This is a genomic window from Burkholderia sp. 4NA327C6 (assembly GCF_005502655.1).
GTDB classification, from domain to species: Bacteria; Pseudomonadota; Gammaproteobacteria; order Burkholderiales; family Burkholderiaceae; genus Burkholderia; species Burkholderia contaminans.
On record NZ_SCNZ01000020.1, the window covers coordinates 48,004 to 65,450 of the forward strand.

Here is a 17,447-nt window from a genome sequence, read left to right on the forward strand (position 1 = left end):
AAGCCCGCGCATCACGCCCTTTACCGACTACGCGCCATGACCGAGATCGTTACCGTTACGTTGAATCCGGCCGTCGATGTCTCGACGTCGGTCGAGCACATCGTCGATACGCACAAGCTGCGCTGCGCGCGGCCACGGCGGGACCCCGGCGGCGGCGGGATCAACGTCGCGCGGACCGTTCACCGGCTCGGCGGCGACTGCGTCGCGCTGTACCTGGCGGGCGGGCCGACCGGCGATGTGCTGACGCTGCTGCTCGACGCCGAACAGGTGCCGGCCGTGCGCATGCGGATCGCCGGCGAGACGCGCGAGAACGTCTGCGTGACCGAATCGGCGACGGGGCGCGAGTACCGTTTCCTGATGCCGGGGCCGTTGGTCACGGCGGCCGAGTGGCGCGACTGCGCGGCGCGCATCGCGGCGCTGCAGCCTGCGCCGCGCTATCTGGTGCTGAGCGGCAGCCTGCCGCCGGGCGCGCCCGACGACCTGTATGCGACGCTCGCGCGGACGGCCGCCGCCAACGGCACCCGCGTGGTCGTCGATGCGGCGGGCCCGGCGCTGCGCGCGGCCCTCGACGCCGGGGTGCATCTCGTGAAGCCCAGCCTCGACGAACTGAGCGCGTTGGCCGGCGAACCGCTCGACGAAGCGTCGGCATGCGGCAAGGCGGCCGAGCTCGTCGCGCAAGGGCGGGCGGACATCGTTGCATTGACACTCGGCGCGCGCGGCGCGTGGGTCGTCACGCGCGAGCGCGCGCTGCGCCTGCCGGGCAGGCCCGCGACGGTGTGCAGCACGGTGGGTGCCGGCGACAGCTTCGTCGGCGGGATGGTCTGGGCGCTCGCACGCGGCGCGCCGTTTGACGATGCATGCCGCTATGCGCTGGCGGCATCCGCGGCTTCGGTCGAGCATCCCGGCACCGCGCTGTGCACGCGCGCCGACGTCGAGCGGATTCATGCGGAACTGGTTGCGCAGGCAAGTGGCGCGGCCATTGCGCGTGGTGCGGCATGAGCGTGCGCGCGATCGTCTGCCTGCTGCTGCTGTCGTGCTGGCCGCTGGTATCGTTCGCCGGCACGGTGACGGGCGAGCCGGTGCCGCAGCGCGTGCTGATCCTCGTCTATCACCGGTTTGCCGCGCAACGCCTGGATTCGATGACGGTGCGCACCGGGACCTTCCACGATCAATTGCGTGCGATCGAGGCGAACGGCTACCGCATCGTGCCGCTTGCCGACATCGTGCGCTGGCACGCGGGGCAGGCGAACGCGCTGCCGGCGCGGGCGGTCGCGATCACGGTGGACGACGGTCACCGCTCCGTCTACGACGTGCTGCGCCCGTTGCTGGCCGCGCATCCGGTACCGGTCACGCTGTTCATCTATCCATCGGCGATCTCGAACGCCAGCTACGCGATGACTTGGGATCAGCTGCGCGTGCTCGGGCAATCCGGCGAATACGATATCGAATGGCATACCTACTGGCATCCGAATTTCCGCACCGAGCGCGCACGGCGGTCTGAGGAGGACTACCAACGATTCGTGTCGTTCCAGTTGAGCCGTTCCCGCGAACGGCTCGAGTCGGAAACCGGTCGGCCGGTCCGGTTGCTGGCCTGGCCGTTCGGCGTCCATGACGCCAAAACCGATCGGCTGGCCGCGCGCGAAGGCTATGTCGCGGCGTTCACGATCGACGCACGGCCCGTTCGGCTCGCGGATCCCGCCATGGCGCTGCCGCGCTACCTGATGACGGATGCGTGTGATACCCGCTGCATGAACGGATTGCTGCAAACCGCGCGGGAGCGACCGTGATCGAATGCCCGATCGCGGGTTCGCCAGCGTCGTTCGCGGATGCCGTTTCCATTTGGGGTCACGCCCGGCAGAACGTCATGGGGGGCGCACAATGGCTGGGATCCTGCTGCGCGAGCCACGGACAGGGATGTCGGGATCGGCACGCGGGTCCGAAAAGGAGCCACCATGCCGTGGGATGACGAACGCTATCCGCCGTCGATGCGGAACCTGCCGCCTCCGGTGCGCGGCAAGGCGATCGAGATCGCCAACGCGTTGCTGCGACAAGGGCGTGCCGAGGGCAGCGCGATCCGTATCGCGATCGCGCAGGCGAAGCGCTGGGGGCGGGTGCATGCGGCATCCGCCGACGCTGTCGAGCGGCGGCGCTAGGCCCCGCACTGAACCGGGCAGGTGGCGGCGTCCGGCGTGCGTTCGAAGGCAGCCGCATGCAGCCGCGCGGCCAGCACGCAGGCAAGCAGCATGACGCCCACCGCGATGCCGTGAACCGGGTTGCGCAGGCACGACGCAACCTGGTCGCTCCTTGCAACGCCGAACAGGCACCACAGGCAGAAGTGTTCGCAGTTGTTGGTGAGCAGCCGGTAGCGGCATTCGCCGAGGCGCGAGGCCGCGCGCCGCGCCGCTTCCGTGCCGTCGTACAGGGGCCGCGTGTGCCGGACGATCGCGAGTTCGAAACCGGCGCAGAAGCCGTCGACGGAGACGATTTCAACCGGGCCGCCGCTCAGGCGGTGCGCCAGGCCCGCGTAATGGATCACGTTGCCGTCGCCGACATAGATCCCGTGATGCACGTAACCGTGACGCCGTGTCACGAGGTGGGCGCCGACCGGAAGGTCGCGATCCGGCATGGCGTCGTCGGCTTGTGCTGCGGTCGGGTGAGTCATGGCCAGCTCCTGGATCTCGCGGCGGCCGGCTGGAAACCGCCTTGCCGGCCGCGGTACGCGTTGCGTCCTGTCACGTCTCCAGTATTGGCGGCGGACCCGGGCCCGACAATCAGCGCGGTCCGAGCTTGCTGTCCGATGTCGGGGCGTCGTGTCGGAAATTTCTGACGCGCCGTGCAATATCGGCTGACAGCCGGAACGGACAACGGCGCTTGCCTGCCGCCGCTTCAGGCCTTGCGTGCCCGCCGTACCGTCCGACCGACGGTCTCGCACCGTCGTGCCGCGCCGCTGGCCTGTCCGGTGTGCTTGACCTGCATCAACGGGAAATCGGCGTTCCGCGCGACGCTGGCTTCGTCAACGATGCGCATGCGTCACGTCGCGGCACGCCGGCCGTGACGCGCCCGAACGAACGAGCCGCATCGCCACCCGCGTGCCTGAACCGGGAGAATGAAATGCGGACTGGAATCGCCGGGGCGCTGCTGCTGTCGGCCTGTTTGCTGGCCGCTGCGCCGAACGCGCCGGCTCAAGCGCTGCCCGAGCCCGTTGAGCAGAACGGCGCCGTGTACATCACGGGCGGCATCGGGGCGGAGGAGGTCGCTGCGTTTCGTGCCGCCGCGCCGCGTTACAACCTGCGAATCATGTTCGCGACGAAGGGCGGGCATTACCTGTCCGATGTCGACGTCACGTTGACTTCCGGCAAATCGACGGTCGTCGACGCACACACGGCCGGCCCGTTCCTGTTCGCACGCGTGCCGCCGGGGCGTTACACGGTGTCGGCGCGCGACCGGGGCGTCCAGGAAGTCCGGCACGTCGTCGCGCCGGCGCGTGGCGGTGTCGATGTGCGGTTCTACTGGCAGAACCCGGAGCGCCGCGGCGTGATCCGGCTTTGCGGTGGTTGTCAGGACACCGGTACGCGTGCAGGGCCCTAGACGCACGCTTCGATCGACGCGGAGCGCGCGGTGGCGCGTGGCGTACCGTTGATCTGCCTCACGTGGCGTTGCGCCGGAGTCGCAACAATGTCCACGGGAATTCGCGTCGCGAGGTGTGCATTGGAGATTCGGGCAAACGTCGGTGGGGCGCGTGCCGGGCGGCAGGCGCATGAGTCGTGTCGAGGCGGGCGGCGGCCCGCGGCGATGCTTGGCCGCGTGCTCGCAAGCATGCTGCTGGTGCTCACGTGCGTTACCGGCCGCGCCGGAACTGTTTCGGTGACGGTCGTCGATGCCGGCAGCGGCCGGCCGGTGGCGGGCGCGCTCGGGTATGCATCGGGCAGCAGCCTGATTGCGTCGGCGACCGGCACGTTTGCCGCGCCGTCGGGCGACGCGACGCTCAGCGTGACCGCCCCCGGCTATGCACGCGCGGAGGTCGCGCTCGCCGCTCGCGAGTCGGCGCGCACGGTGCGGCTCGTCCCGTTTCGTCCCAAGGCCGTCTACCTGTCGGCGTACGGTATCGCGGACCGCACGCTGCGCGACGCGGCGCTCGCGCTGCCGGGCCGCACGGCGATCAATGCGTTCGTGATCGACGTGAAGGGCGATCGCGGCATGACGCCGTATCGCAGCGCCGCGCGCGAAGCGATCGGCGCAGGGGGCGGCGAGGCGGGGCCGCGCGTCGCGGACTTGCCTGCGCTGATCCGCGCATTCCATGCGCGCGGGCTGTACCTGATCGCGCGCCTCGTCGTATTCAAGGACGATCCGCTTGCGGCCGCGCATCCCGACTGGGCCGTGCGCGACGCGGCCGGCGGAATCTGGCGCGATCGCGAACACCTGCGCTGGATCGACCCGACCGTGCGCGCCGCGTGGGAGCACAACTTCGACGTGGCCGAAGAGGCCGCGCGGATGGGTTTCGACGAGATCCAGTTCGACTACCTGCGCTTTCCCGACGCGAGCGGCCTGCGGTTCGGCGAGCCCAACACCGAGGCGAACCGCGTGGCCGCGATCACCGGATTCCTGGAAGGCGCGCGCGCACGGCTGCGGCCCTACAACCTCTACCTGTCGGCCGACATCTTCGGCTACGTGTGCTGGAATGCCGACGACACGCAGATCGGGCAGCGGCTCGGCTCCCTGGGCGGGCTGGTCGACTACATTTCGCCGATGCTCTATCCGTCGGGCTTCACGTGGGGCCTGCCGGGCTGCCGCAAGCCGACCGATCACCCGGGCGAGATCGTCGGGCGCTCGCTCGCGGAGGCGATGCGCCGCACCGGGCTCGCCGGCGTGCGCTTCCGGCCCTGGCTGCAGGCATTTCGCGACTATGCGTTCGACCGGCGCGCATTCGACGCGGCGGATATCCGTGCGCAGGTGGACGCCGCCGATGCAGCCGGCACGGACGGATGGATGCTGTGGAATCCGCGCAATCGCTACGATCCCGCTGCGCTGCCACGCTGACCGGCGAAGCGGGATGCGCCACGTGCCGAAATGGCAAAATATGCCAATTCATGCTGTTTTGTGGCTTTTCATTCGAATGTCATCTTGCGTCGAGATAGTGCGGGATCGTGCGCCAGTCCGGGGAACGAACGACGCGAGCCGGCCCGTTCGCCTCGCACCGGGGAAACCGTCCATGGGACGCGGCAAACAGCAACCGTTACGCCCGCCCTGAAGGCGGCGCGTGTCATCTCGACAGAAGGAACGTGCAATCGTGAACGCCATCGCAGCGGCAGACTCCCATGACGTGATCATCGTCGGCGCCGGCATCGTCGGCCTCGCCCATGCCTATACGGCGGCACGCAAGGGGCTGCGCGTCAGCGTGATCGAACGCGATGCCGCATGCGTGGGCGCGTCGATCCGCAATTTCGGCTTCGTCACCGTCACCGGGCAGCACGCCGAACACAGCTGGCGGCGTGCGCGGGCGAGCCGCGAGGTCTGGGCGGACGTCGCGCCGCAAGCCGGCATCGACGTGCTTCACGAGGGCGTCCACCTGATTGCGCGCCGCCCCGAGGCGATGCGCCTGATCGATGCGTTCATGCAGACCGGCATGGCCGACGGCTGCCGAGTCATGACACCCGGTGAAGCGGCGGCCGCGGCGCCCGAGTTGCGGCTCGACGGTGCGCAAGGCGTGCTGCACAGCCCGCATGAACTGCGCATCGAGCCGCGTACCGCGATCGGGTTGCTCGCGTCCTGGCTGGCGGAACGCTTCGGCGTGGCGTTTCGTTACGGCGAGATGGTGCACGAGGTGCGCACGCCGACCGTGCGTACGTCGCGCGGCGTGTTGCACGCGGAGCGCGTGATCGTCTGCGGCAATGCGGACAGCCGTCACCTGTACGGCGACTGGTTCGCGCGGCACGCGGTGCGGCTGTGCCAGTTGCAGATGCTGCGCGTGCGGCCGCGTCGCCCGCTGGCGCTGCGCGCCGCCGTGATGAGCGACCTGAGCCTGCTGCGTTACGCGGGTTTCGCGGCGCTGCCCGCCGCCGACGCATTGCGCACGCGCCTGCGGGCGGAGGAACCCGAATGCCTCGGTTACGGCATCCACCTGATCGCGGTGCAGAGCGCCGACGGCAGCCTCGTGGTGGGCGATTCGCATGAATACGGCGCCGCACCGCTGCCGTTCGCGACGCAGGAGATCGATGCGCAGATCCTGCGCCTGCTGCACGAGACGCTCGACGTGCCGGAGCTCGACATCGTCGAACGCTGGACCGGCAGCTATCCGTCGGCAGCCGATGCCGATTGCTTGATCGAGGCGCCGGATGACGGCACGCGCGTCGTCGTCGTGACGAGCGGCGCCGGGATGAGCACGGGCTTCGGGATCGCGCAGGACGTGTTTGCCGCGTGGTGAGGGCGGTGGCATGCGAGTCGCGCAGTCGCCGGGTTCGCGGGATGCTTTTGCGAGCGATACGCGTGCCGGCATGACCGCGGGATTCGATCGGCGGTTTTAGTGTGTTTAGCGAAACGGGCGAATCAGGAATTTGTCTAGTCATCCTGACCGAAAGGTCGGATGAAATGCACCATGTTCGTGCCTTGAATCACCACCACGAGGCGCTCCAGAGCCCCTGAATTAGGGGATTTCCCGCGTTTGCCCGATTTTTTTTGATCAACGCTTGTCGGTCGGTTTTTCTTCTTGCATGCTTGTATAGACAAATTCCTGAGGCCGCTTGCATGACCGAAGGGATGACGATCTTCAACACAAGGAGAAATCTCGTGAACGGCAAGCGCATCAAGTGGGCAGTCAGGACGATCGGCATCATCGCAGCGGCAGCGGCCACGCTTTCCGCGCCGGTGCAGGCGAAGGAATGGAAGACGGTGACGGTGGCGCTCGAAGGCGGCTACGCGCCGTGGAACCTCACGCTGCCGGGCGGCAAGCTCGGCGGCTTCGAGCCCGAGCTCATCGCCAACGTGTGCGAGCGGATCAAGGTGCAGTGCAACATGGTCGCGCAGGACTGGGACGGGATGATTCCGGGGCTTCAGGCCGGCAAGTTCGATGTCCTGATGGATGCGATCTCGATCACGCCGGAGCGCGAGAAGATCCTGCTGTTCTCGCGTCCGTATGCTGCGACGCCCGCGACCTTCGCCGTCACCGATACGAAGATCCTGCCGAAGGCGGCGCCGGGCGCGCCGATCGTCAAGCTGTCGGGCGACGCGAATGCCGACAAATCGACCGTCGACGCGCTGCGCAAGCAGCTGAAGGGCAAGACGATCGGCATCCAGTCGGGCACCGTCTACACGAAGTTCATCAACGACAGCTTCAAGGACATCGCGTCGATCCGTGTGTACAAGACTTCGCCCGAGCGCGATCTCGACCTCGTCGCCGGCCGCATCGACGCGTCGTTCGACGATGTCACGTACTACGCGGCGAACAACACGAAGAAGGACACCGCATCGATCGTGCTCGCGGGCCCGAAGCTCGGCGGCCCGATCTGGGGGCCGGGTGAAGGGCTCGCGTTCCGCAAGCAGGATGCCGACCTGAAGACGAAGTTCGATACGGCGATCGGCGCCGCGCTCGCGGACGGCACCGTGAAGAAGCTCGCCGACAAGTGGTTCAAGACTGACGTCACCCCGTAAGCGCACGTCCGGCCGCCGCCGCGCAAGCGGCATGAGCCGCGCGCGGCGGCGCGCATCCCGCCGATCCTATCAACGCTTGCCGGGAGGCACGCATGGCGATCCTTGAAATGCTGGGCTTCGGAACCGAAGGCTGGGGCGGCGTGCTGCTGCTCGCCGCGCTGATGACGGTTGCGCTGACGCTTGCCGCGCTCGCGGTCGGCGCCGTGATCGGCGCGGGCATCGCGGCCGCGAAGCTGTCGCGCTATCGCAGCGCCCGCCTGCTCGGCGACCTGTATACGACGGTGTTTCGCGGCGTGCCCGAACTGCTCGTCATCTACCTGTTCTATTTCGGCGGCTCGACGCTCGTCACGGCCGTGGGCCAGTGGTTCGGCGCGGAAGGCTTCATCGGCGTGCCGCCTTTCGTGATCGGCGCGCTCGCGGTGGGGATGATTTCCGGCGCGTACCAGGCCGAGGTGTATCGCGCGGCCGTGCTCGCGGTGTCGAAGGGCGAACTCGAAGCGGCGCGCTCGATCGGCATGCCGCGCAGCATGGTCCTGCGCCGCATCCTGATTCCGCAGGTGCTGCGCTTCGCGTTGCCCGGCATCGGCAACGTGTGGCAGCTGAGCCTGAAGGATTCGGCGCTGATCTCGGTCACCGGGCTCGCCGAGCTGCTGCGCACGAGCCAGATCGCGGCGAATTCGACCCACCAGTATTTCGTGTTCTTCGTCGCGGGCGGCGCGCTCTACCTGGTCATGACGGGGCTGTCGAACCGCGTGTTCAACCGGGCCGAAGCAATCGTCGGCCGGTCGTTCCGCCGCAACTTCGCACGCAACTGACGGAGCGCCCATGTCACTCGATTTCGACTTCCTGTTCGACACGCTGCGCCAGCTGCTCGCGGCGGTACCGACCACGCTCGGGCTGTTCTTCGCGTCGCTCGTGCTCGGCGGCCTGCTGTCGCTCGTGATCGTCACGATGCGCGTGTCGCCGCGCTGGCTGCCGAACCGCTTCGCGCGTGCATACATCCTCGTGTTTCGCGGCTCGCCGCTGCTGATCCAGATGTTTCTCGTGTACTACGGGCTCGGCCAGTTCGGCGTGATCCGCGAGAGCTTCATGTGGCCGCTGCTGCGCGAGCCGTACGTGTGCGCGGTGCTGTCGCTCGCGCTCTGTACGGCCGGCTACACGGCCGAGATCCTGCGCGGCGGGCTGATGGCCGTGCCGGTCGGGCAGATCGAGGCCGGCTATTCGATCGGCCTGTCGGGCTTCGCACTGCTGCGCCGCGTGATCGGCCCGATTGCGCTGCGCCAGTGCCTGCCCGCGTATTCGACCGAAGCCGTGCTGCTGGTCAAGTCCACCGCGCTCGCCAGCCTCGTGACCGTGTGGGAGGTGACGGGCGTCGCGCAGCAGATCATTCAGCAAACCTACCGGACGACCGAGGTGTTCGTGTGTGCGGCCCTCATCTACCTGGGCCTGAACTTCATCGTCGTCCGCCTGCTCGGCGCGCTCGAATGGCGGCTGTCGGGCCACCTGCGCGCGCCGAAGCCGTCCGGCGCACCCGCGGCCGACGCCCGCAATGCGCGACGTGTCGCATCCTGACCGCGTCCTTCCTTCCCGGAGAAATCGATGAACACCGCTGCTCCCGTCGCCCTGTCGGTCAGGAACATCCACAAGTCGTTCGGCGATCACCACGTGCTGAAGGGCATTTCGCTCGATGCGCACGAAGGCGACGTCATCTCGATCCTCGGTGCGAGCGGATCGGGCAAGAGTACCTTCCTGCGCTGCTTGAACCTGCTCGAAACGCCCGACGACGGCTCGGTCGCGCTCGCCGGCGAGGAACTGAAGATGAAACGCGCGCGCGACGGCAAGCTGCATCCGGGCGACCGGCGCCAGGTCGACCGCATCCGCTCGCAGCTCGGGATGGTGTTCCAGAACTTCAACCTGTGGTCGCACATGACCGTGCTCGACAATCTCGTCGAAGGGCCGCTGCGCGTGCAGAAGCGCAGTCGCGCGGAGGCGGTCGAGGAGGCCGAGGCGCTGCTCGCGCGCGTCGGCCTCGCGGACAAGCGCGGCTACTATCCGGCCCATCTGTCGGGCGGCCAGCAGCAGCGGGTCGCGATCGCACGGGCGCTCGCGATGCATCCGAAGGTGATGCTGTTCGACGAACCGACTTCCGCGCTCGATCCCGAGCTGGTCGGCGAGGTGCTGCGCGTGATGCGTTCGCTCGCGGAGGAAGGGCGCACGATGCTGGTCGTCACGCACGAAATGGGCTTCGCGCGGCACGTGTCGAACCGCGTGATGTTCCTGCATCAGGGCGAGGTCGATGCGGACGGCACGCCCGGCGAACTGTTCGGCGGCCAGTGCTCCGAACGCTTCCGCCAGTTCGTGTCGAGCCATCATGACCGTGCCGCGAACTGAGGCTGCCATGACCGTATTCCGTTCGGCCCGGCCGCTCGACTGGCGGCAGATTGCGGCGGTGGCGGCCGGCGCGCCGCTCGCGTTGACCGACGAGGCGCGCGGGCGTGTCGTCGCGGCGCGCGAACTCGTCGACGCGATCGTCGCGCGCGGCATTCGCGCGTATGGCGTCAACACGGGCGTCGGTGCGCTGTGCGACGTGATCGTCTCGCCCGCGCAGCAGGGTACGCTGTCACGCAACATCCTGATGAGCCACGCGGTCGGCGTGGGCGCGCCGCTCGGTGCGGCGGAAACGCGCGCGATCATCGCGGCCGCGATCAACAACTACGCGCACGGGCATTCCGGCGTGCGGGCCGACATCGTCGACCAGCTGGTCGCGCTGCTCGAACACGATTGCCTGCCGGAAGTGCCGGCGCACGGGTCGGTCGGCTACCTGACCCACATGGCGCACGTCGCGCTCGTCTGCATCGGGCATGGCCACGCGCGTCATCGCGGCGAACGCGTGCGCGGTGACGAAGCGCTGCGCCGCATCGGCCGCGAGCCGCTGGCGCTCGGTGCGAAGGAGGGGCTGAGCCTCGTCAACGGCACGCCGTGCGTGACGGGGCTCGCCGCGCTCGCGCTCGCCCGCGCGGAGCGGCTGCTCGACTGGGCCGACTGGATCGCGGCGACGAGTTTCGAGAATCTCGGCGGCCAGCTCGCCGCGTTCGATCCGGCATCGCTGGCGCTGCGCATTTCGCCCGGCATCGGGCACGTCGGCGCGCGCCTGCGCGCGATGCTCGCCGACAGCGCGATGCTCGCCGCGGCGAACGGGCGGCATACGCAGGATCCGCTCAGCCTGCGCACGATTCCGCACGTGCACGGCGCGGCGCGCGACGTGCTGGCGGTCACGGCGGAAGTCGTCGACCGCGAGCTCGCGTCCGTGACCGACAATCCGATCGTCGCGGGCACGCGCGACGCGCCGACCGTTCATTCGCAGGCGCATGCGGTCGGCGCGGGCATCGCGCTCGCGATGGACAGCCTCGCGGCCGCGATGGCGCAGGTCGCGGCGATTGCCGAGCGGCGGCTCGACCGGCTCGTCAATCCGCTCGTGAGCGGGCTGCCGGCATTTCTCGCGGCGCCGGGCGGCACGTGTTCCGGGTTCATGATCGCGCAGTACACGGCGGTCGCGCTGGTTGCGCAGAACCAGCGGCTCGCCGCGCCCGCGAGCCTCGATGGCGGCATCACGTCGGGCCTGCAGGAGGATCACCTGTGCCATGCGACGCCGGCCGCGCTGAAGGCGCTCGACATCATCGAGAACACCACGCGTGTGCTCGCGATCGAGTTGCTGGCCGCCGCGCAGGCGTACGATCTGCAGGAAAACGAAGCATCGCGGGCGGCGCCGACCGACGCGCTGCGGCGTTACGTGCGCGAACGCGTGCCGGCGTATCACGACGACCGGCCGCTCGCCGACGACATCGCGAGCGCGGCCGCCATCGTCGCGGGCGCACCGCCGTCGCTGGTGTGACGCAGCGGCGCTGCGGCGGCCGGCAGGTCATCCCATCTTCATTCGATCGAGGGCGCATGAACGAAGCGGAACGATACACGGCGGCCCGGCCGGAGGCCGTACCGGGCGACGACGTGCCGGCGCGCGCGCTGCCGGCCTACCAGCAGATCAAGCGCTACGTGGTCGAGCGGATCGCGAACGGCGACTGGAAGCCGGGCGGCGCGATTCCGACCGAGGCCGAACTGGTCAAGGAGTTCGGCGTGGCGCGGATGACCGTGTCGCGTGCGCTGCGCGAGCTGACTGCCGAGCGCGTGCTGACCCGCATCCAGGGTGCGGGCACCTTTGTCGAGCGCCGTCATTACGAATCGACGGTGCTCGAGATCCGCAACATCGCGGACGAGATCGCCGAGCGCGGCCATCGGCACAGTGCGCGCGTGATGACGCTCGAAAGCAGCGACGATCCCGAAGCGATCGAAGCGCTCGGGCTGCGCACGGGGCCGGTGTTTCATTCGCGCATCGTGCATTGCGAGGAGGGCGAGCCGATCCAGTTCGAGGATCGCTACGTCAATCCGGCGCTGTTTCCCGCGTATCTCGAACAGGATTTCACGGTCGAGACGCCGAACCACTACATGGTGCGGCTCGCGCCGATCCAGCGTGCGGAATTCCGCATCTACGCGCAGAAACCCGATGCGCAAGTGCGCCGGCACCTCGTGATGGAAATCGGCGAACCGTGCCTGCTGCTGCGGCGGCGCACGTGGGTCGGCGGGCAGGTCGCGACGTCGGTGCAGCTGTGGCATCCGGCGTCACGGTTTCATCTGGCGGGGAGGGTGTAGGCAGGGGGCTGCTGCCGCTGCCGTTCGACGTCGTTGCCCGAAGCAGATCGCCGGGGCGGGTCGGGCAGGCGGCTGCCCGATGCGCCCGCCCCGTGCGGCCGGCATTCAGGCCGCTTGCGCGTGGCGATTGACCGGGTACGCGAGCCCGAGATGCTCGCGCAGCGTCGCGCCTTCGTAATCGCGCCGGTAGACGCCACGTTCCTGCAGGATCGGCACGACCTTCGTCGCGAACTCGGTGAACGCCGTCGGCGTGCCGCCGCGCACGATGAAGCCGTCGGTGGCGCGCGCATCGACCCACGCCTGCAACCCGTCCGCAACCTGCTCGGGCGTGCCGGCGAACGCGGGGCGCGGCGTGGCCGCCTCGAGCGCGACCTCGCGTAGCGTCAAGCCGCGCTCGGCTGCGTCGCGCTTGATCGTGTCGGTGGTGCTGCGGAACTGGTTGCCGCCGAGCTCGCCGAGATCCGGGAACGGCGCGTCGAGCGCGTATTGCGTGAAGTCGTGGTGATCGAAGTAGCGGCCGAGATAGTCGAGCGCGTTGTCGATCGTCACGAGCCGCGCCGTGTCCTGATACTGCGCCTCCGCGTCGGCGGCCGATGCCGCGACGATCACGCTCGTGCCCTGGAACACCTTCAGGCTGTCGGGTGCGCGACCGCGCGCCGCGAGCCGCTTCTGCACGTCCGCATAGAACGCCTGCGCGAGCGGGATCGTCTCCTGGCGCGTGTAGATCGCATCGGCATGCTCGACCGCGACCCCCTTGCCGTCGTCCGACGCGCCGGCCTGGAACAGGATCGGGCGCCCCTGTCGCGAGCGGCCGATGTTCAGCGGCCCGGCCACCGAGAAGAATTCGCCGGTGTGATTCAGCGTGTGCAGCTTGTCCGGATCGAAGAACACGCCGCTCGCCTTGTCGCGCACGAATGCGTCGTCTTCCCACGAGTCCCACAGCCCCTTCGTCACGGTGAGGAATTCCGATGCGATCCGGTAGCGCAGCGCATGCTCGGGATGTTTGTCGCGCGAGAAATTCTTCGCCGAGCCTTCGAGCGGCGACGTGACGACGTTCCAGCCGGCGCGGCCGTCGCTCAGGTGGTCGAGGCTCGAGAACTGCCGCGCGACGGTGAACGGATCGCTGTACGACGTCGACAGCGTGCCGACCAGCCCGATCCGCTCGGTGACGAGCGCGAGTGCCGACAGCAGCGTGAGCGGCTCGAAGCGGTTCAGGAAGTGCGGGATCGATTTCGCGTTGATGTGCAGGCCGTCGGCGACGAACAGCAGGTCGAATTTCGCGGCCTCGGCCTGCCGCGCGAGCTCGCGCACGAAGGTCACGTTGATGCTCGCGTCGGCGACCGCATCCGGATGCCGCCACGCGGACATGTTGCCGGATGCGCCCTGGATGATGGCGCCGAGATGGATCGGGCGGGATGAAGCGGAAGTCGGTTGGCTCATGACGGGACGGAACGAGAGAGGGGCGGATGTCATGCGACCGCGGCGCGCGCGGGTGACGGGCGCGCATCGGGCAGCGTGGGCAGCGTGGGCAGCGCGTCGAGCAGCGACGCGGTGTACGGATGCGACGGCGCGGCGAACACCGCGCCGACCGGGCCGCTTTCGACCACGCGGCCGCGCCGCATCACGAGAATCCGGTCGGCGACGTGATGCACGACGCCGAGATCGTGCGAAATGAACAGCATCGCGGTGCCGTGCTCGGCCTGCAGGTCGGCGAGCAGGTCGAGCACCTGCGCCTGGATCGACACGTCGAGCGCGCTGACGGGTTCGTCCGCGACGAGCAGCGCCGGGTTCGGCGCGAATGCGCGCGCGATCGCGACGCGCTGCCGCTGGCCGCCCGACAATTCGCGTGGATAGCGGTCGATGCAGCCGGCGCCGAGCCGCACTTCGTCGAGCAGTTGCAGCACGCGGCGGCGGCGCGCATCGCCGCGCACGCCGATCGCATCGAGACTCTCGCCGATGATCTGGCCAACCGAATAGCGCGGGTCGAACGAACTGTACGGGTCCTGCGCGATCAGTTGCAGCCGCGCGCGGCGGGCGCGCCGTGCGGCTTCGGGCACGCCGCTCCACGGTTCGCCGTCGAGCGCGACGGTACCGCTGTCCGGCTCGGTCAGGCCGAGCACGATCCGCGCGATCGTCGATTTTCCGGAACCGGATTCGCCGACGATGCCGAGCGTCTCGCCGCGCGCCAGCGCGAACGACACGCCGTCCACCGCGACAGGTGCGTCGTGGCTGCCGTAGCGCTTCGTCACCGCGTCGACGGCGAGCACTTTCTCGCGGGCCTCGATTCGCTTGGGCGGCAGCGGGATGCGCGCGGCCGGGCCTGCGGCTGCGGCTGCGGCCGCGGCGTCGGCCTGCGGATCCATCGCGAGCCGGAACCCGCGCGATGCGGGCGTCGGAATCGCGGCGAGCAACTGGCGCGTATACGGATGCGCGGGCGCGGTCAGCACGTCGCGCGCCGGCCCCTGCTCGACGACCTGGCCGGCCCGCATCACGAGCACGCGATCGGCGAGTTCGGCGACGACCGCGAGATCGTGGCTGATCAGCAGCAGCGCATCGCCGGCCTCGCGGCGCGCGCGCAGCAGCGACAGGATCTGCCGCTGCACGGTCATGTCGAGCGCCGTGGTCGGCTCGTCGGCGATCAGCAGCGATGCGCCGCCGGCGAGCGCGGTGCCGATCAGCACGCGCTGCCGCAAGCCGCCGGACAGCTGATGCGGATACTGCGGCAAGCGCCGTTCGGGCTCGTCGATGCCGACCGAGCGCAGCAGGTCGGCGCTGCGCGCGTGCACGTCGCGCCGCCGCGTATCGTGCAGCGCCTCGGCGACGAGATCGCGCACGCGCCACAGCGGATCGAGCGACACGAGCGCGTCCTGCAGCACGTAGCCGATCCGGCGGCCGCGAATGGCGCGCCAGTCGCGTTCGCGATGGCGCCGCGCATCGGTGCCGGCGATCTCGAGGCGTTCGGCGTCCACCACGGCGTGCGGGCCGTTCAGCCCGACGAGGCTGCGCGCGGTGACCGACTTGCCGGAACCCGACTCGCCGACGAGCGCGACGCATTCGCCGGCATGGACGACGAGGTCGAGCGGCCCGACGACGGGGCGCGTGCCGCGCGGGCCGCGAAACCCGATCGTCAGGCGTTCGACGTGGACGAGCGGCGCGGCGTGCGGTGCCGGTGCGTGGGTCGTCATGTCGTCTCCCGGCGTTCGAAGCGTGCCTGCCAGTAGCCGCCGAGCGCGTTCACGGCGACGACGGCCGCGGTGATCGCGAGGCCGGGCCAGACCGCGATCCACCACGCGTTGTACAGGTAGTTGCGGCCCTCGGCGAGCATCAGCCCCCACTCGGCGGCGGGCGGCTGCGGCCCCATGCCGAGGAAGCTCAGGCCCGACGCGCCGATGATCGCGGTGCCGAGCCCGACGGTCGCGAGCACCGGCACCTGCGCGATCGCGTGCGGCAGCACGTGGCGCCACACCAGCACCGCGGGCGCGAGGCCGAGCGTGCGCGCCTGCTCGACGTAGCCGGAGCCGGCGACGACGAAGGTCTGCGCGCGCACCACGCGCGCGAAACGCGGCACCGACGCGACACCGAGCGCGAATACGAGGTTCGTGGCGCCCGGGCCGGTAAACGAGATCAGCATCAGCGCGAGCAGCAGGTCGGGGAACGCCGACACCACATCGAGAAAGCGCGAGATCAGTTCGTCGAGCCAGCCGCGCGCGAGCCCCGCGAACAGCCCGAGCGCGGTGCCGAACAGCGTCGCGACCGCGATCGACGCCGCGCTGATCGACAGCGAGTAGCGGGCGCCGTAGACGACCCGCGAGAAGATGTCGCGGCCGAGCTGGTCGGTGCCGAGCCAGTGTTCGGCACTGCTGCCGAGCTGCGCGGCCAGCGGATCGGCGGCCAGCGGGTCGTAGCGAGTGAGCCAGCCGGGGGCGATTACCGCAACTGCGTTCAGCAGCAGGTAGACGGCCGCAAGCGCGAGGCCCGGATGGCGGCGCAGCCAGCCGGTCGCGCCGAGCGGCGCGCGCGGGCGCCACGGCAGGTCGAGGGGCGTGGACATCGATGTCTCCGGTTCAATGCCGCGCGCGGCGGTCGCGCAGGCGGGGGTCGATCAGCAGGTAGAGCAGGTCGACGGCGGTGCTGAGCGCGACATAGATCGCCGCCGACAGGATCGCGATCGCGAGGATCACCGGCATGTCCTTCGACAGCACCGCGTCGACGGTGATCTTGCCGAGGCCGGGCCGGCCGAACACCTGCTCGGTGATCACCGCGCCGCTCAGCAGCCCGCCGACGAGCCAGCCGGCGAGCGTGACGGCCGGCAGCGCCGCGTGGCGCAGCGCATGCCGCACGCGCAGCGCGAGCCCGCCGATGCCCCACGAGCGCACGGTCAGCGCATACGGCTCGTCGAGCGCGCGCTCGATGCCCTGGCGCAGCACGCGGCCGATCACCGCGCCCTGCGCGAGCCCGAGCGACAGCGCCGGCAGCACGAGCGACGCGAAGCCCCGATCGCCGGCGACCGGGAACAGCTTCAGCGTGAAGCTGAACACGAACAGCAGCATGATCCCGAGCCAGAACGACGGCGTCGACGCGAGCAGCAGCTCGACGCCGGACGCCGCCCGCCCGGCCCAGCGGCGGCCGGCCGTCAGCACCGCGAGGCCGACCGCGAACACGAGCGTCACGACGAGCGCAGCGCCCGTCAGCTTCAGCGTCGGCCACAGCTGGCCGATCACGAGCGGCGCGACGTCGGTGTTCAGGATGTAGGAGCGGCCGAAGTCGCCGTGCAGCACCCGCCACAGGTAGTGCAGGTATTGCAGCGGCAGCGGCTCGTCGAGCCCCCATTCCCGGCGGATCGCGGCTTCGATCTGCGGTGTGCTCAGCTGCTCGCCGATCAGGATGCTGACGATGTCGCCGGGCGCGACGTGCACGGCCGCGAACGACAGCGTGATCGCGGCCCACAGCACCAGTACGCCGGTGGCGAGCCGCGTCGCCACCGGCGAGCGCAGCACGCGGCGCCACGCGGCCGGTGGCGATGCGGGCGGCGCGGCGGGCGTGGGCGCCGCGGCGTCATGAGCGGAAACAGGTACGGCGCTCGGATGGTTCATGCTCGG

The 17,447-nt window shown here is 69.7% G+C and carries 17 protein-coding genes; 12 read left to right on the forward strand and 5 right to left on the reverse strand.

The genetic code is table 11. The annotated features are described in order from the left end of the window. The first annotated feature begins 36 nt into the window (after nucleotides 1-36). The 3 genes from FFS49_RS20945 (at nucleotide 37) to FFS49_RS20955 (ending at nucleotide 2,153) form a co-directional block, all read left to right on the forward strand. Complete coding sequence (locus tag FFS49_RS20945; protein ID WP_105817811.1) at nucleotides 37-999, forward strand: 1-phosphofructokinase family hexose kinase; 963 nt, start codon at nucleotides 37-39, stop codon at nucleotides 997-999. Then, nucleotides 996-1,787 (forward strand): polysaccharide deacetylase family protein, encoded by a 792-nt coding sequence (locus FFS49_RS20950; protein ID WP_105817812.1) that lies wholly within the window; start codon nucleotides 996-998, stop codon nucleotides 1,785-1,787. Before FFS49_RS20945 ends, FFS49_RS20950 begins: the two co-directional genes overlap by 4 nt. A gap of 165 nt (nucleotides 1,788-1,952) precedes the next feature. Further along, entirely contained in the window at nucleotides 1,953-2,153 is a 201-nt protein-coding gene (locus tag FFS49_RS20955) for a hypothetical protein (RefSeq protein ID WP_105817813.1), read from the forward strand. Here FFS49_RS20955 and FFS49_RS20960 read toward each other — a convergent pair. Further along, nucleotides 2,150-2,662: a lecithin retinol acyltransferase family protein gene (locus tag FFS49_RS20960; RefSeq protein WP_105817814.1), complete on the reverse strand. Its 513-nt coding sequence runs from the start codon at nucleotides 2,660-2,662 to the stop codon at nucleotides 2,150-2,152. The genes FFS49_RS20955 and FFS49_RS20960 overlap by 4 nt on opposite strands. A 449-nt stretch (nucleotides 2,663-3,111) precedes the next feature. On the opposite strand from FFS49_RS20960, the gene FFS49_RS20965 reads away from it, so the two are divergent. The 9 genes from FFS49_RS20965 (at nucleotide 3,112) to hutC (ending at nucleotide 12,348) form a co-directional block, all read left to right on the forward strand. Further along, on the forward strand, nucleotides 3,112-3,588 hold the full coding sequence (locus FFS49_RS20965) for a hypothetical protein (RefSeq protein WP_105817871.1): 477 nt from the start codon (nucleotides 3,112-3,114) through the stop codon (nucleotides 3,586-3,588). 204 nt (nucleotides 3,589-3,792) lie between these two features. Next, nucleotides 3,793-5,037: a putative glycoside hydrolase gene (locus tag FFS49_RS20970; RefSeq protein WP_105817815.1), complete on the forward strand. Its 1,245-nt coding sequence runs from the start codon at nucleotides 3,793-3,795 to the stop codon at nucleotides 5,035-5,037. Between the two features lie 250 nt (nucleotides 5,038-5,287). Next, on the forward strand, nucleotides 5,288-6,421 hold the full coding sequence (locus FFS49_RS20975; RefSeq protein ID WP_226285462.1) for a TIGR03364 family FAD-dependent oxidoreductase: 1,134 nt from the start codon (nucleotides 5,288-5,290) through the stop codon (nucleotides 6,419-6,421). Nucleotides 6,422-6,783: 362 nt separating this feature from the next. Then, the gene (locus FFS49_RS20980) at nucleotides 6,784-7,644 is read left to right on the forward strand and encodes a transporter substrate-binding domain-containing protein (protein ID WP_105817817.1); all 861 of its coding nucleotides are present in this window, start codon (nucleotides 6,784-6,786) and stop codon (nucleotides 7,642-7,644) included. Nucleotides 7,645-7,736: 92 nt separating this feature from the next. Next, nucleotides 7,737-8,459 (forward strand): ABC transporter permease subunit, encoded by a 723-nt coding sequence (locus FFS49_RS20985; RefSeq protein WP_039353368.1) that lies wholly within the window; start codon nucleotides 7,737-7,739, stop codon nucleotides 8,457-8,459. Between the two features lie 10 nt (nucleotides 8,460-8,469). Continuing rightward, nucleotides 8,470-9,216 (forward strand): ABC transporter permease subunit, encoded by a 747-nt coding sequence (locus FFS49_RS20990; protein ID WP_039353366.1) that lies wholly within the window; start codon nucleotides 8,470-8,472, stop codon nucleotides 9,214-9,216. A 27-nt stretch (nucleotides 9,217-9,243) separates the two neighbouring features. Next, nucleotides 9,244-10,035, forward strand: a complete 792-nt coding sequence (locus FFS49_RS20995) for an ATP-binding cassette domain-containing protein (RefSeq protein ID WP_039353363.1) — start codon at nucleotides 9,244-9,246, stop codon at nucleotides 10,033-10,035. Nucleotides 10,036-10,042: 7 nt separating this feature from the next. Beyond that, entirely contained in the window at nucleotides 10,043-11,536 is a 1,494-nt protein-coding gene (hutH, locus tag FFS49_RS21000) for a histidine ammonia-lyase (protein ID WP_105817818.1), read from the forward strand. 56 nt (nucleotides 11,537-11,592) lie between these two features. After that, complete coding sequence (gene hutC / locus FFS49_RS21005) at nucleotides 11,593-12,348, forward strand: histidine utilization repressor (protein WP_039353358.1); 756 nt, start codon at nucleotides 11,593-11,595, stop codon at nucleotides 12,346-12,348. A 105-nt stretch (nucleotides 12,349-12,453) separates the two neighbouring features. On the opposite strand, the gene FFS49_RS21010 is transcribed toward hutC, so the two are convergent. The 4 genes from FFS49_RS21010 to FFS49_RS21025 are packed head-to-tail and all read right to left on the reverse strand — an operon-like array spanning nucleotide 12,454 to nucleotide 17,441. Then, complete coding sequence (locus tag FFS49_RS21010) at nucleotides 12,454-13,788, reverse strand: LLM class flavin-dependent oxidoreductase (protein WP_105817819.1); 1,335 nt, start codon at nucleotides 13,786-13,788, stop codon at nucleotides 12,454-12,456. A 29-nt stretch (nucleotides 13,789-13,817) separates the two neighbouring features. Further along, nucleotides 13,818-15,533 (reverse strand): ABC transporter ATP-binding protein, encoded by a 1,716-nt coding sequence (locus FFS49_RS21015; RefSeq protein ID WP_105817820.1) that lies wholly within the window; start codon nucleotides 15,531-15,533, stop codon nucleotides 13,818-13,820. After that, nucleotides 15,530-16,399 carry an ABC transporter permease gene (locus FFS49_RS21020; RefSeq protein ID WP_105817821.1) on the reverse strand — a complete coding sequence of 290 codons (870 nt, stop codon included), beginning with the start codon at nucleotides 16,397-16,399 and terminating at the stop codon, nucleotides 15,530-15,532. The genes FFS49_RS21015 and FFS49_RS21020 overlap by 4 nt, the downstream gene beginning before the upstream one ends. 13 nt (nucleotides 16,400-16,412) lie before the next feature. After that, nucleotides 16,413-17,441 (reverse strand): ABC transporter permease, encoded by a 1,029-nt coding sequence (locus FFS49_RS21025; RefSeq protein ID WP_105817822.1) that lies wholly within the window; start codon nucleotides 17,439-17,441, stop codon nucleotides 16,413-16,415. Nucleotides 17,442-17,447 lie beyond the last annotated feature (6 nt).